Annotated in this window: 11 protein-coding genes; 7 read left to right on the forward strand and 4 right to left on the reverse strand. The window is 71.5% G+C overall.

Translation table 11 applies throughout. From position 1 onward, the window contains the following. Positions 1-2: 2 nt before the first annotated feature. Together AB0G84_RS17715 and AB0G84_RS17720 are read right to left on the reverse strand one after the other, a co-directional pair. On the reverse strand, positions 3-302 hold the full coding sequence (locus AB0G84_RS17715; RefSeq protein WP_361321110.1) for a YciI family protein: 300 nt from the start codon (positions 300-302) through the stop codon (positions 3-5). 128 nt (positions 303-430) lie between these two features. Further along, positions 431-1,852, reverse strand: a complete 1,422-nt coding sequence (locus tag AB0G84_RS17720) for an amidase (RefSeq protein WP_361321112.1) — start codon at positions 1,850-1,852, stop codon at positions 431-433. 193 nt (positions 1,853-2,045) lie between these two features. Here AB0G84_RS17720 and AB0G84_RS17725 point away from each other — a divergent pair, with 193 nt between their 5' ends. Continuing rightward, a complete protein-coding gene (locus AB0G84_RS17725) occupies positions 2,046-2,750 on the forward strand; it encodes an endonuclease V (RefSeq protein WP_361321114.1) in 705 nt (234 codons plus the stop codon). Positions 2,751-2,765: 15 nt separating this feature from the next. On the opposite strand, the gene AB0G84_RS17730 is transcribed toward AB0G84_RS17725, so the two are convergent. Beyond that, entirely contained in the window at positions 2,766-3,956 is a 1,191-nt protein-coding gene (locus AB0G84_RS17730) for a saccharopine dehydrogenase NADP-binding domain-containing protein (RefSeq protein WP_361321116.1), read from the reverse strand. A 293-nt stretch (positions 3,957-4,249) separates the two neighbouring features. Here AB0G84_RS17730 and AB0G84_RS17735 point away from each other — a divergent pair, with 293 nt between their 5' ends. From AB0G84_RS17735 to AB0G84_RS17760, 6 genes are all read left to right on the forward strand, one after another. Then, on the forward strand, positions 4,250-5,794 hold the full coding sequence (locus AB0G84_RS17735; RefSeq protein WP_361321118.1) for a sialate:H+ symport family MFS transporter: 1,545 nt from the start codon (positions 4,250-4,252) through the stop codon (positions 5,792-5,794). A 176-nt stretch (positions 5,795-5,970) separates the two neighbouring features. Then, positions 5,971-6,351 carry an MmcQ/YjbR family DNA-binding protein gene (locus AB0G84_RS17740; protein ID WP_361321120.1) on the forward strand — a complete coding sequence of 127 codons (381 nt, stop codon included), beginning with the start codon at positions 5,971-5,973 and terminating at the stop codon, positions 6,349-6,351. Between the two features lie 175 nt (positions 6,352-6,526). Continuing rightward, on the forward strand, positions 6,527-7,708 hold the full coding sequence (locus AB0G84_RS17745) for a CaiB/BaiF CoA-transferase family protein (RefSeq protein ID WP_361321122.1): 1,182 nt from the start codon (positions 6,527-6,529) through the stop codon (positions 7,706-7,708). Positions 7,709-7,811: 103 nt separating this feature from the next. Next, positions 7,812-8,954: an acyl-CoA dehydrogenase family protein gene (locus AB0G84_RS17750; RefSeq protein WP_361321483.1), complete on the forward strand. Its 1,143-nt coding sequence runs from the start codon at positions 7,812-7,814 to the stop codon at positions 8,952-8,954. 22 nt (positions 8,955-8,976) lie between these two features. Further along, a complete protein-coding gene (locus tag AB0G84_RS17755; RefSeq protein WP_361321123.1) occupies positions 8,977-10,191 on the forward strand; it encodes an acetyl-CoA C-acetyltransferase in 1,215 nt (404 codons plus the stop codon). Between the two features lie 32 nt (positions 10,192-10,223). Further along, the gene (locus AB0G84_RS17760; protein ID WP_361321125.1) at positions 10,224-12,428 is read left to right on the forward strand and encodes a 3-hydroxyacyl-CoA dehydrogenase NAD-binding domain-containing protein; all 2,205 of its coding nucleotides are present in this window, start codon (positions 10,224-10,226) and stop codon (positions 12,426-12,428) included. Positions 12,429-12,462: 34 nt separating this feature from the next. Here AB0G84_RS17760 and AB0G84_RS17765 read toward each other — a convergent pair whose 3' ends face one another. Continuing rightward, the gene (locus AB0G84_RS17765) at positions 12,463-13,224 is read right to left on the reverse strand and encodes a MerR family transcriptional regulator (RefSeq protein WP_361321127.1); all 762 of its coding nucleotides are present in this window, start codon (positions 13,222-13,224) and stop codon (positions 12,463-12,465) included. Between the last annotated feature and the right edge of the window lie 556 nt (positions 13,225-13,780).

The following is a 13,780-nucleotide window of genomic DNA, read 5'->3' on the forward strand; positions in this document are numbered from 1 at the left end:
CCTCAGGAGGGCAGCTGCTCGCGGTAGCTCTCCAGAGCCGGTGCGGTTGTCGTCGCCACGAACTCGGTGATCCGGTACTCGCACACCCCGGCGAGGGAGAACGGGTCCTCGGCCACGATCCGCTCCGCGGTCGCCCGGTCCATCCCCGCGGCGAGGATCAGACCCCCGTCGCGCGGGACCTTGCGCCCAGCGGCGAGGAAGTGCCCGGCGGCGTACTGCTTCTGCAGCCACGCCACATGCTCTTCGAGGAGGGCGTCGACGCGCTCCAGGGGTGCGGTATAGGTCAATTCCAGTACGAACATGGAGGCAATATACGAGGGCCCGCCCAGCACCGCCCCGGCAGCCTCGCGGTGTGCGCAGGCCAGGGCAGAGCCGGGGCAGGTGAGGGGCGAGGGGACAAGGCTCCGGGCCCGCGCGGGCAGCACATGGGTCAGGCCGGGGCCAGGACGGGGCGGCGCCGGCCGTACCCCGTCGCCCGCTCATACGCATGGCCGGCCTGGAGGACGGCGAGATCAGCCCGCGGTGGGCCGATGAACTGCATCCCCACCGGCAGGCCGCCCGGAGTGAACCCCGCGGGGACCGACAGGGCGGGGACGCCGAGGACGGAGATGAGATAGGCGGAGCGCATCCAGTCCAGGTACGTCTCCACGGGCCGGCCCGCCACCTGCTGGGGGTACTCCAGCTCCGCGTCGAACGGCGTGACCTGGCTGACCGGGGTGAGCAGGAGGTCGTACCGGGCGAAGAAGTCGAGCGTCCTGAGGTACAGACGGCTGCGGTTCGCCGTGGCGCTGACGAGGTCGGCCGGGGTCAGTCGGCGGCCCTGCTCGATGTTCTCCGCCAGGCTCGGTTTCAAGGCCGCCGGTTCGGAGTCCAGCAGGGCGCCGAATGCCAGGTCGAAGGCGTGCGCCCGCAGCGTGCGGAAGGCCCCGTCGGCCCCGGTGAGGTCGGGGCACGCGGCCTCGATACGGCAGCCGAGGCCCTCCAGGACTGACAGTTGGGGCTCCAGTACGGCCAGGACGTCCGGGTCGGCCGGGGCCAGTTCACCGAGGTCCGGGGACCAGGCGATGCGCAGCCCGTTCAGCTCGCTGTCGAGTGGTACCCGGAATGCCTCCCCGGGTGTCTCCAGGCTGAGGGGGCAGCGCGGATCGGGGCCGGCCATCGCGGACAGCAGCAGGGCGGCGTCGGCGACCGTCCGCGCCATGGGGCCGGGGACCGTCAGCGTGTCCCAGAGGTTGTCGCCCGGGTGCCGGGGGACCCGGCCGGGCGTCGGGCGCAGGCCGACCACATTGCAGAACGAGGCGGGGTTGCGCAGTGACCCGCCCATGTCGCTGCCGTCGGCGAGTGGTTGGAGCCCTGCGGCGAGCGCCGCGGCGGCTCCTCCGCTGCTCCCGCCCGCCGAGCGCGAGGTGTCGTACGGGTTGCGGGTGGTGCCGAAGACCGGATTGAAGGTGTGCGAACCGGCGGCGAATTCCGGGACGTTGGTCTTGCCGAGGCGGATGACGCCGGCCCGCTGGAGACGTTCGACCACCAGCTCGTCCTCATCGGGCACATGGTCGGCGAAGAGCGGCGAGCCGAACGTGGTGCGCATGCCACGGGTGAGGTGGGTGTCCTTGAAGGCGATCGGCAGGCCGTGCAGGGGCGGCAGGGGGCAGCCCCCGGCCAGGCGGTCGTCGGCCTCCCCGGCGGCGGCCAGCGCCCCTTCGGGGTCGAGCGTCACAATGGCGTTGAGCTCCGAACCGACCTGCTCGATACGGTCCAGATGAGCCTGTACGACCTCCCGGGCGGAGACCTCGCGGCGGCCCAACAGGCCGGTGAGTTCGGTGGCGTCGAGGTAGTGGAGAGCGTCGGACATGCTGACCCCTCAAGGCGTCGCGGGGACGGTCACGGTGCGGTGTGTGCCTACGTGTTCACGGTACCCAGCACCACTGACAGCGGTCCGCCGCAAAGTGCCACCGGAAGCGGGAAGCCGCCGGGCGCGGCGGACCGCGGGGTGCACCGCACTGCGCCCTTACGGCCGGACGCCGTTCGGTAGCGTGGTGGTCATCATGGACACCCCCGGAACGATCTCCTGCGCAGCGGAGCTGCAGCACTGGCCGACCGACGAAGCTCAGGCCCGCGCGGTCCAGGACCGGTTGCGGTCCGCCGTGCGACTCGACGAGGCCGGGCCGGAGCCCGGTTTCGACGGCACGGTGGTGGGGGTGGACGTCGCCTACGACGACGAGCGCGGCGTCGTCGCCGCGGCCGCCGTCGCACTGGACGCCCGGAGCCGCGCCGTCGTCGACGAGGCCACCGCCGTCGGCCAGGTGGCCTTCCCCTACGTCCCCGGGCTGCTCGCCTTCCGCGAGATTCCCACCGTGCTGGACGCCCTGGCCGGCCTCGCCCGCACCCCCGGCCTCGTGGTCTGCGACGGATACGGGCTGGCGCACCCGCGCAGGTTCGGCCTCGCCAGCCATCTGGGCGTGCTCACCGGGCTGCCCACGATCGGCGTCGCCAAGAACCCGTTCACCTTCCGGTACGCACCGCCGGGGCCGGAGCGCGGTGCGACCTCGCCGCTCCTTGACGGTGATGAGGAGGTCGGACGGGCCCTGCGCACCCAGAAGGGCGTCAAGCCCGTCTTCGTCTCCGTGGGGCACCGCGTCGACCTCGACCGCGCCTGCGCCCATACCCTCCATCTGGCGGCCGCGTACCGGCTTCCCGAGACGACCAGGGCCGCCGACGCGCTCTGCCGCAAGGCGCTGGCGAGCGCCTGACCCCGGGCGCGCCGGCTACCGGTCCTGGACCACCCGGAAGGTGATGCCCGCCTTCTGGAGCCGGGCCGTCAGCGCGTCCCCCATGGCGACCGCGGTCGTCACCTGGCCCGCGGTATCCGGCAGGTCGTCGAAGGCCAGGCTGAGCGCCGACTCCGCGAGCATCTTCGCCGTCTCGTCGTAGCCGGGGTCTCCGCCCGAGACCTCGGTGATCAGTCGCCGGCCGCCGCCCGAGGCGACGAAGCGCACCGCGAACCAGCTGCGGGCACGGCGCTCCGGGCTCGGCCCGTCGCCCGGCTCCAGACGGCCCGACAGCCAGCGCCGGGCGGGCGGAACCTGAGCCAGTGCACAGAGCACACCGGCCCCCACTGCCCCGCCGACGGCGATCGGCAGCCGCCGGACACCGGCGTAGTGGCGGTAACGGAAGTCGGGCCCGTAGCGGTCCAGTGCGGCGGCGGAGCGGGCGATGACCTGAGGATCGAGGGTCGGCAGCGGTACGCCCCAGGTGCGCGTCTCGCTGCTCCTGATGGGTGGGCCGAACGGTGCCCGGACCGTACGGCCGGCCGGGCGCCCCTCTGCCCGCTGCCGCTCACGGGCCGCCCGGGCCATGGCGAGCGGGCGGGAGGCGACGGTCAGCGCGGAGGCGAGGGTGCCGCCGGAGATGGTCGCATCGGTGCGCACGAAGCCGTCGATCCGCACCGGGACGCCTTCGGGGAGCAGCCCCACTGTGTAGTGGACGCCGAGGTCGTGCGGGACGGAGTCGAACCCGCTGGCGTGCACCAGGCGCGCACCCGTGCTGCGCGCCGTCGCCTCGTGCCGCAGGTACATCCGGTCGATGAATTCCGGCTCGCCCGTGAGGTCGGCGTAGTCGGTGCCGGCCGCGGCGCAGGCGGCGACCAGCGGTTCACCGTGCCTCAGGTACGGGCCGACGGTGGAGACCACCACCCGGGTGTCGGCGGCGAGGTCGCGCAGGGCGTCCCGGTCGGCGCTGTCGGCCTGCAGCAGTGGCAGGTCGGCGCACGACGGGTTGATCTCGGCCAGGCGGTCGCGCAGCCGCGCCAGCTTGCCGGGGTTGCGTCCGGCCAGCGCCCAGCGGCAGTCGTCGGGGGCGTGCCGGGCCAGATACTCGGCGGTGAGGGCGCCGGCGAATCCGGTCGCGCCGTGGAGGACGAGGTCATGAGCCCGTCCCGCGGTGTCCTGCCGTCGCATGGTGCATCCTTCCGCAGGCCCCGTTGACCTGGTGTCCGGACCCTAGGCAGCCGCCGTCGTTCCGTCAACGGCCGCACTCTGGTGCCCCGTTGGTCACGGTTGAGGTGGCCCGGTGGGCACTGGGCGATACCGGGGTGAGGGGGCAGTGCGCGGTCTTGACGGGGCGTCGACTCCGGGCAACATTCACCGTGAGTATCGCTGACATAGGACGTCCCATGCCGTGGGGCCGGTGGGTGCACGACCGCCGCGCCCCGACCCGTCTGCCGTCTCCTGGAGGAGGCCGGGTTGCTGTGATGACGCGCACCGAGGACACCGCCGACCGGACCCCGCGCTGGTACCGGGAGGTCACCCGGCAGCAGTGGACGTCGATGTTCGCCGCCTGGATCGGCTACCTCCTCGACGGCTTCGACTTCGTCCTGATCACTCTGGTCCTGACCGACATCGCCGAGGACTTCCGTCTGAGCACCGCCACCGCCGCCTCGCTCATCTCCGGCGCCTTCATCACCCGGTGGCTGGGAGGTGCGGTCCTGGGCGCGCTGGGCGACCGGTACGGGCGCAAGGCCGCCATGATCGCCAGCATTCTGCTCTACTCGCTCGGCACCTTCGCCTGCGGGTTCGCCTGGGGCTACACCAGCTTGTTCGTCGCCCGGTTGGTGATCGGCCTCGGGATGGCGGGGGAGTACAGCGCCGGCGTGACGTACGTGCTGGAGAGCTGGCCCGTCCGGTGGCGCAACCGGGCCTCCGGATTCCTGATCTCCGGATACGCCGGCGGCACCATCCTCGCCGCCGAGCTCTACAGGTGGGTGGTTCCCCACTGGGGCTGGCGTTGGATGTTCTGGATCGGGGTGCTGCCCGTCCTCGTCGCGCTCTGGATGCGCAGGGCACTCCCGGAGGCGGGGGACTGGCAGAGGGAGGTCGCCGCCGCACCAGGATGCACGGAAGGGATGCGATGCATGGAAGGGGAGCGTCCGAATCCCTTCCGGCCGCTGTTCGCCGGGCGGGCGCGGGCCTGGGGGAACGCGGTGCTCGGGCTCACCGCCTCGGCCACGCTGTTCTGCGTCTTCACGCCCGTCGGCGCGGGGTACGTGCCCTGGCTGTCGGCCGCCGCGGCGGCCTGTCTGCTCGCCTTCGCCGTGCAGCTGGGCGGGCGCCGGGGCTGGCTGCTGTACGTGGCCCTGATGGCGACCGTCTTCTGCGCCTTCCTCTACAGCTGGCCCCTCCAGGCACTGTTGCCCACCTACCTCAAGACCGATCTCGGGTACGCCCCCGGGCAGGTCGCCGACGTGATGTTCTACGCGGGGTTCGGGACGATGGCGGGCTGCTGGCTGGCCGGCTTCGTCGGTGACCGGCTGGGCACCCGGCGCGCCTACGCAGTGACCCTGCTGGCCTCCCTCGCCTTCGTCTTCCCGGTCTTCGCGGTGCGGCACAACCTGACCGCACTCGGTGTGCTCCTCTTCGGGCTGCTCGCGCTCAGCCAGGGCATCTCCGGCATCCTGCCCAAGTACCTCGCCGGGCACTTCCCGACCGCGACCCGTGCCGCCTCGCTGGGCTTCGTCTACAACGTCGGGGCCCTGGGCGGAGCCGTGGCGCCCGTCCTCGGGGCGCACCTGGCCGAGGGCATGCCCCTGGGACGGGCGCTCGCGGTGCTCACCTTCGGGCTGACGCTCGTCGTCATCGTGCTGGTGGGCGGCAATGTGCCCCAGCGGCTGGGCGGGCTGGCGGGCCGTCAGGCGCCCGAGGACCATCTCGTTCCCGAGGGCGGGGGTGCGAAGGGGGCCGTTCCGGAAGGGGGCCCGGCCGGTCCGACGAGCGGAGAGATGCCGTCCGGCTCGAGGTGACCTCACGGTCGTGCGGAGGCAATGTTCCCCCTGTCGGCCGGGTGCACGGCGCTGCGCGGGCCGTTGTCAGTGGTCGCGGTTAGCGTGGAGGACGTTGGTCGGCAACGTGCGGCGAGCGCGGCGCCGGGCGGCACCACAGCCGGTGCCGTACGGGGGAACGGACGTGGAGGAGCGGGATGGCGAAGGCGTCGGATCCGGCGGCGGTGCGGGAGCGGGTGCGTCGGTTCGCACTCGGTCTGCCCGGGGCCGTGGAGGAGTTCCCCTGGGGCGAGAGCGTCATCAAGGTCAACAAGAAGGTCTTCGTGTTCCTCGGCGTCGAAGACGGCAGCCACCCGCTCGGGATCACGGTCAAGCTGACGGACCCGGAGGCGCACGCGCATGCGCTGAGCTCGCCCGGTGCCGTGCCGGCGGGCTACGGCCTAGGGGCGTCCGGTTGGGTGCGGGTGCCGCTGGTGGAGGCCGGCGCCGCGCAGGCCGAGCTGCTCTGCGACTGGGCGGAGGAGTCGTACCGCGTGATAGCCCCGAAGAAGCTCATCGCCGAGCTCGACGGGGGGTAGCGACGCAGCGGCAGACGGCGCGCTAAGGCCCGTGACGGCGAGGGGAGTTGCCCATCGTCGGCGCGGGCCTTTCCGGTGGTGGCCGCTTGGGAGGGGGCTTGTGGAAAGTGGAACACGTTCTTAACATCGCGAGTGTTACATCAGAAGTGTCACAGCGCGAAAGGCATGGGGCGCGATGACGGAGTCAGGGAACGGCCCGCTGAACGGGGTGCGGGTGGTCGAACTCGCCGGCATCGGCCCCGGCCCCTTCGCAGCCATGCTGCTGGCCGATCTCGGTGCCGATGTCGTCCGCGTCGACCGGCCGGGCGGCGCCGGACTGCGCATCGACCCGGCGTACGACCTCACCAACCGCAACAAACGCTCGGTGCTGGTCGACCTGAAGCACCCCGACGGGGTCGCCCAGGTGCTCGACCTGGTCGAGCACGCCGATGTGCTGGTGGAGGGGTACCGCCCCGGCGTCGCCGAGCGGCTCGGCGTGGGCCCGGAGGCATGTCTGGCGCGCAACCCCCGGCTGGTCTACGGCCGGATGACCGGATGGGGCCAGCAGGGCCCGCTCGCCGACACCGCAGGACACGACGTCGGCTATATCGCCATCACGGGCGCCCTCGGGATGATCGGCCCGCCCGACGGCCCACCGGCCGTCCCCGTCAACCTCCTCGGCGACTACGCGGGCGGCTCGCTCTACCTCGTCATCGGCGTGCTCGCGGCGCTCCAGCACGCCCGCGCCGAGGGCGGCCGGGGCCAGGTCGTGGACGCCGCCATCGTCGACGGCACGGCCCATCTGACCGCGATGATCCACGGCATGCTCGCGGCCGGCGGTTGGCAGGACCGGCGCGGGGCGAACCTCCTGGACGGCGGCGCACCGTTCTACGGCGTGTACGAGACCGCCGACGGCGGCCATATGGCGGTAGGCGCACTGGAGCAGCGGTTCTACGGCGAGTTCATCCGCCTGCTGGGCATCGAGCAGGAGGTGCCCGGCCGGGACGACCTGGCCGCCTGGGGTGAGCTGCGCACCGCCATCGCCACCCGCTTCCGGACCCGGACCCGCACGGAGTGGACCGCGGTCTTCGAGCGGTCCGACGCCTGTGTGGCACCCGTGCTCTCACTGCGGGAGGCCCCCCGGCATCCGCACCTCGCCGCCCGCGGCACCTTCGTCGACCACGGCGGCCTCACCCAGCCCGCCCCCGCGCCCCGCTTCTCCCGGACCCCCGGGGCGATCCGCCGGCCGCCCGCGCAGCCCGGGGCGGACACCGAAGAGATCGCCCGTGACTGGCAGGTCCCCAGCCTCCGCACCGCACCGGCGGGTGCCGACGCCGAGGCCCCGGCCGGCACCGAGCAGAAGGACGCCACCGGCTGAACGAGCGCCCCCCACCACCCGCCCGCACGCGGCAGGCCGACACAAGCTGATCGAAACCGTCCAGAACCCGCTCCGAGGAAGGCCCGCCCAGATGACCGCGCAGATGCCGCGCCAGCTCTACAGCAAGGACCACCAGGCCTTCCGCGAGACGGTACGCGCCTTCCTCGCCAAGGAAGTGACACCGCATTACGAACAGTGGGAGAAGGACGGCATCGTCGGCCGGGACGCCTGGCGGGCGGCCGGCCGGCAGGGCCTGCTGGGCATGGCCGTCCCCGAGGAGTACGGCGGCGGGGGCAACCCCGACTTCCGCTACAGCGCCGTCCTCGCCGAGGAGTTCACCCACGCCGGCGCCCCCGGCTTCGCCCTGGGGCTGCACAACGACATCATCGGCCCCTACCTCACCTCGCTCGCCACCGACGAGCAGAAAAGCCGCTGGCTGCCCGGATTCTGCAGCGGCGAGATCATCACCGCCATCGCCATGACCGAACCGGGCACGGGCTCCGACCTCCAGGGCATCCGCACCACCGCCGAGGACCGCGGCGACCACTGGCTGCTCAACGGCTCCAAGACCTTCATCTCCAACGGCATCCTCGCCGACCTCGTCATCGTCGTCGCCAGGACCACGCCCGAGGGCGGTGCGCACGGACTGTCGCTGCTCGTCGTCGAGCGGGGCACGGACGGGTTCGAGCGCGGCCGGAACCTCGACAAGATCGGCCAGAAGGCCCAGGACACCGCCGAGCTGTTCTTCCGCGACGTACGGGTACCCAAGGAGAACCTCCTGGGCGAGCTCAACGGCGGCTTCGTGCACCTGATGACCAACCTCGCGCAGGAGCGCATGGGCATAGCCGTCGCCGGGATCGCCGGCGCCGAACACCTGCTGGAGATCACCACCCGGTACGTCAAGGAGCGCGAGGCCTTCGGCCGGCCGCTGGCCAAGCTGCAGCACATCCGCTTCGAGATCGCCGAGATGGCCACCGAGTGCGCCGTCACCCGTACGTTCCTCGACCGCTGCATCGCCGACCACTCGGACGGCACGCTCGACGCCGTACACGCCTCCATGGCCAAGTGGTGGGCCACCGAACTCCAGAAGCGGGTCGCCGACCGCTGCCTCCAACTCCACGGCGGCTACGGCTATATGACCGAGTACCCCGTCGCCAGGGCCTTCACCGACGGCCGCATCCAGACCATCTACGGCGGGACGACCGAGATCATGAAGGAGATCATCGGCCGCTCCCTGCTCGACTGATCCTCCCCCGAAAGGCTTACCAGTGAGTTCCGAAGCGTACGTATACGACGCGATCCGCACCCCGCGCGGGCGCGGCAAGGCCAATGGCGCGCTGCACGGCACCAAGCCGATCGACCTGGTCGTCGGCCTGATCCACGAGCTGCGCAACCGCTTCCCCGGCCTCGACCCGGCCGCCATCGACGACATCGTGCTCGGCGTGGTCGGCCCGGTCGGCGACCAGGGCTCCGACATCGCCCGGATCGCGGCGATCGCCGCCGGACTGCCCGACACCGTCGCCGGCGTCCAGGAGAACCGCTTCTGCGCCTCGGGCCTGGAAGCCGTCAACATGGCCGCCGCCAAGGTCCGTTCCGGATGGGAGGACCTGGTCCTGGCCGGCGGCGTGGAGTCCATGTCGAGGGTGCCGATGGCCTCCGACGGCGGCGCCTGGTTCGCCGACCCGATGACCAACTTCGACACCGGCTTCGTCCCGCAGGGCATCGGCGCGGACCTGATCGCCACCATCGGGGGCTACACCCGGCGCGATGTCGACGAGTTCGCCGCGCTCTCCCAGGAGCGGGCCGCCGCGGCCTGGAAGGACGGCCGGTTCGAGCGCTCCGTCGTCCCGGTGCGCGACCGCAACGGCCTGGTCGTCCTCGACCACGACGAGCACATGCGCCCCGGCACCACCGCCGACTCGCTCGCCGGCCTCAAGCCGTCCTTCGCCACCATCGGCGACGCGGGCGGCTTTGACGCGGTCGCCCTGCAGAAGTACCACTGGGTCGAGAAGATCGACCACGTCCACCACGCCGGCAACTCCTCCGGGATCGTGGACGGCGCCGCCCTGGTCGCCATCGGCTCCCAGGAGGTCGGCGAGCGCTACGGCCTGACCCCGCGGGCCCGGATCCTGTCCGCCTCGGTCTCCGGCTCCGAGCCCACGATCATGCTCACCGGTCCCGCCCCCGCCAGCCGCAAGGCGCTGGCCAAGGCCGGGCTGACCATCGACGACATCGACCTCGTCGAGATCAACGAGGCGTTCGCCGCCGTCGTCCTGCGCTTCGTCGCGGACATGGGCCTCAGCCTGGACAAGGTCAACGTCAACGGCGGTGCCATCGCCCTGGGCCACCCCCTGGGCGCCACCGGCGCCATGATCCTGGGCACCCTCATCGACGAGCTGGAGCGGCAGGACAAGCGCTACGGCCTGGCCACCCTGTGCGTCGGCGGCGGGATGGGCATCGCCACCGTCATCGAGCGCCTCTGACCCTCGTCCCACCCCACTACGGAGTACGCACCATGAGTGAAACCGCTGCTTTGTCGACCATCCGCTGGGAAAAGGACGAGACCGGCATCGTCACCCTGGTCCTGGACGACCCCGACCAGTCCGCCAACACCATGAACAACGCCTTCAAGGCCTCCCTCACCGCGGTCGCGGACCGCCTGGAGGCCGAGAAGGACAGCATCCGCGGCATCATCTTCACCTCCGCCAAGAAGACCTTCTTCGCCGGCGGTGACCTCCGCGAGCTGATCGCCATCACCCCCGCCCAGGCTCAGCAGGCCTTCGAGACGGGCAACGGCATCAAGCGCGACCTGCGCCGCATCGAGACCCTCGGCAAGCCCGTCGTCGCCGCCATCAACGGTGCCGCGCTGGGCGGCGGTTACGAGATCGCGCTCGCCTGCCACCACCGCATCGCCCTGGACACCCCCGGCACCAAGATCGGCCTGCCGGAGGTCACCCTCGGCCTGCTGCCCGCCGGCGGCGGGGTCACCCGCACGGTCCGGCTGCTGGGCATCGCCGACGCACTGCTGAAGGTGCTGCTGCAGGGCACCCAGTACAACGCCCCCCGTGCCCAGGAGGCCGGGCTGATCCACGAGGTCGCGGCCACTCCCGAGGAGCTCCTCACCAAGGCCCGCGCTTTCATCGAGGCCCACCCCGAGTCCCAGCAGCCCTGGGACGTCAAGGGGTACCGCATCCCCGGCGGCACGCCCGCCCAGCCGAAGTTCGCGGCCAACCTGCCGGCGTTCCCCGCCAATCTCAAGAAGCAGCTGAACGGTGCACCGTACCCCGCGCCGCGCAACATCCTCGCCGCGGCCGTCGAGGGCTCCCAGGTCGACTTCGAGACCGCGCAGACCATCGAGGCGCGCTACTTCGTGGAGCTGGTCACCGGCCAGACCTCCAAGAACATGATCCAGGCCTTCTTCTTCGACCTTCAGGCGGTCAACGCGGGCCTCAGCCGCCCCAAGGGCATCGAGCCCCGCAAGGTCCAGAAGGTCGCGGTCCTCGGCGCCGGCATGATGGGCGCCGGCATCGCCTACTCCTGCGCCCGGGCCGGGATGGAGGTCGTCCTCAAGGACGTCTCCCTGGAGGCGGCGCAGAAGGGCAAGGCGTACTCGGAGGGGCTGCTCGCCAAGGCGCTCTCCCGGGGCCGCACCACCGAGCAGCAGCGTGACGAGCTGCTGGCCCGCATCACGCCGACCGCCGAGCCGGCCGACCTCGCGGGCTGCGACGCCGTCATCGAGGCGGTCTTCGAGGACGTCGCCCTCAAGCACAAGGTGTTCAAGGAGATCCAGCACATCGTCGCGCCCGACGCGCTGCTGTGCTCCAACACCTCCACCCTCCCCATCACGCTGCTGGCCGAGGGCGTCGAGCGCGACCAGGACTTCATCGGCCTGCACTTCTTCTCACCGGTCGACAAGATGCCGCTGGTGGAGATCATCAAGGGCGAGCGGACCGGGGACGAGGCGCTGGCCCGCGCCTTCGACCTGGTGCGGCAGATCAAGAAGACCCCGATCGTCGTCAACGACTCGCGCGGCTTCTTCACCTCCCGTGTCATCGGCCACTTCATCAACGAAGGCGTGGCGATGATCGGCGAGGGCCTCGACCCTGTCTCGGTCGAGCAGGCCGCGGCCCAGGCCGGCTACCCGGCGAAGGTGCTGTCCCTGATGGACGAGCTGACCCTGACCCTGCCCCGGAAGATCCGGGAAGAGTCCCGGCGGGCGGTCGAGGAGTCCGGCGGCACCTGGCAGCCGCACCCGGCCGACGAGGTCATCGACCGGATGGTCGACGAGTTCGAGCGCCCCGGTCGCAGCGGCGGCGCCGGCTTCTACGAGTACGGCGAGGACGGCAAGCGCGCGGCCCTGTGGCCGGGGCTGCGCGAGCACTTCGGCAAGGAAGGCGCCGGCATCCCGTTCCAGGACATGCAGGAGCGGATGCTCTTCGTCGAGGCGCTGGACACCGTCCGCTGCCTTGAGGAGGGCGTGCTCACCTCCGTCGCCGACGCCAACATCGGCTCCCTCTTCGGCATCGGCTTCCCCGGCTGGACGGGCGGCGTGATCCAGTACATCAACGGATACCAAGGTGGGCCAGGGCGGGAAGAGCTGGTCGGTCTGCCCGGCTTCGTGGCCCGCGCCCGTGAGCTACAGGCGGCTTACGGCGACCGGTTCGCGCCCTCCGCGTTGCTGGTCGACAAGGCCGAGAAGGGCGAGAAGTTCAGCGACTGACCGGTCACGGGGCGGGCCGCCGCGGCCCGCCCCGTCACTCCGGCGCGGCGCCTTCCCCGCGGCCGGTGTCGTCACCCTCCTTGCCGAACGACTGCCGCAGCTCCTGCTTCATGGACCGCTGGAAGGCCGTGATCAGCGCCTGGATCACCATCGGCTGCATATGCGCCGACAGCGACTTCATCCGCGCCACCTCCTCCTCGTCCGGCGCGCTGTCCCGGTACGGCTCCCACACCTCGTCCTTGAAGAGCCGGCTCAGCTCACGGGCCGCCGAGCGGGTGTGCTCGATGACGACGGTGCGCGCGGCCAGGATGGTCTCCAGCGCGATCGGCACGTCCAGCAGCCGGGTCCCCAGGTGCAGCAGCCCGGGATCGACCCGGAAGATCCGGGGATCGTCGGTCCGTACGAGCACGCTCATCGCGGCCAGTCGGTCCAGGTCCTCCTCGGTCAGCTCCCGGCCGACCCGCCGCTCTAGCTGTTCCCGGGTGGCGTCCTCCGCCGTGTCCGGGACCCAACTTGCCACCAGGGCACGGTGGATGGCCAGGTCCTGGGCGCTCAGATCGGGCGGCAGCTGCTCCAGGTAGCGTTCGATTGCGGAGAGCGTCAGGCCCTGGTGCTGGAGCTCCTCGATGAGCGCGAGGCGCGAGAGGTGGTCCGGCCCGTAGCGGCCGACCCGCCGCGGACCGATCTCCGGCGGCGGCAGCAGGCCCCGGGTGCTGTAGAAGCGGATCGTGCGGACCGTGACGCCGGCGCGGGCGGCCAGCTCGTCGACGGTCAGGCCGGTGGCGGACTCCTTCATGTTCAACAGTATTGCTGTCTCACCACTTCTGTGAAACCTGTACGAACCGTTTCCGCAGGCCCCACGCGCAGACCCGGCAACCTGACCCTGTGCGCAGCCCCGCACCGCGCCCGGTCGCCGGACCGGCCCCGGGGGGCGCTCGCACCCCCCGGGGCGCGGCCTACGGCGTACGCCGTGACGAGATCACCCTGCCGAGGAGTGCCGGACCTCCTGAGCGTGGCACGGCCGTCGGGGACAGCCGCCCCCGGCGCGTATGGGCGACGGCATGCATGTGCCGATCCCGCTAACTTCCAGTTGAACCACACCGAAACAGGCCACGAAATACCTGGTGTTCGACGTGGAATCAGGCCCCGAATCGGGCGAACCGGCGGCCTTATCCAAAAACTATCGCCGAATAATTCACGACAAATATGGACAAACCTTGGGTGGCCTATACGCGGTGTGATCTTGCACACAGACGGGGGGCCGCTCTTCAGGGAAGGTGTGCCGTCGGTCGTCCGCGCACCCCGCGGAATCCGGCCATCGCTCAAGCGCCTGCCCGAAAGCGAGAAGCACC

The organism is Streptomyces sp. NPDC020742 (genome assembly GCF_040641675.1).
Lineage (GTDB): Bacteria > Actinomycetota > Actinomycetes > Streptomycetales > Streptomycetaceae > Streptomyces.

Bases quoted from the DNA above. Each gene is read 5' to 3' on its own strand.
- AB0G84_RS17765 (WP_361321127.1), bottom strand. From the start codon at position 13,224: ATGAAGGAGTCCGCCACCGGCCTGACCGTCGACGAGCTGGCCGCCCGC.
- AB0G84_RS17760 (WP_361321125.1), top strand. From the start codon at position 10,224: ATGAGTGAAACCGCTGCTTTGTCGACCATCCGCTGGGAAAAGGACGAG.
- AB0G84_RS17740 (WP_361321120.1), top strand. From the start codon at position 5,971: ATGGCGAAGGCGTCGGATCCGGCGGCGGTGCGGGAGCGGGTGCGTCGG.
- AB0G84_RS17720 (WP_361321112.1), bottom strand. From the start codon at position 1,852: ATGTCCGACGCTCTCCACTACCTCGACGCCACCGAACTCACCGGCCTG.
- AB0G84_RS17730 (WP_361321116.1), bottom strand. From the start codon at position 3,956: ATGCGACGGCAGGACACCGCGGGACGGGCTCATGACCTCGTCCTCCAC.
- AB0G84_RS17745 (WP_361321122.1), top strand. From the start codon at position 6,527: ATGACGGAGTCAGGGAACGGCCCGCTGAACGGGGTGCGGGTGGTCGAA.
- AB0G84_RS17735 (WP_361321118.1), top strand. From the start codon at position 4,250: ATGACGCGCACCGAGGACACCGCCGACCGGACCCCGCGCTGGTACCGG.
- AB0G84_RS17715 (WP_361321110.1), bottom strand. From the start codon at position 302: ATGTTCGTACTGGAATTGACCTATACCGCACCCCTGGAGCGCGTCGAC.
- AB0G84_RS17725 (WP_361321114.1), top strand. From the start codon at position 2,046: ATGGACACCCCCGGAACGATCTCCTGCGCAGCGGAGCTGCAGCACTGG.
- AB0G84_RS17750 (WP_361321483.1), top strand. From the start codon at position 7,812: ATGCCGCGCCAGCTCTACAGCAAGGACCACCAGGCCTTCCGCGAGACG.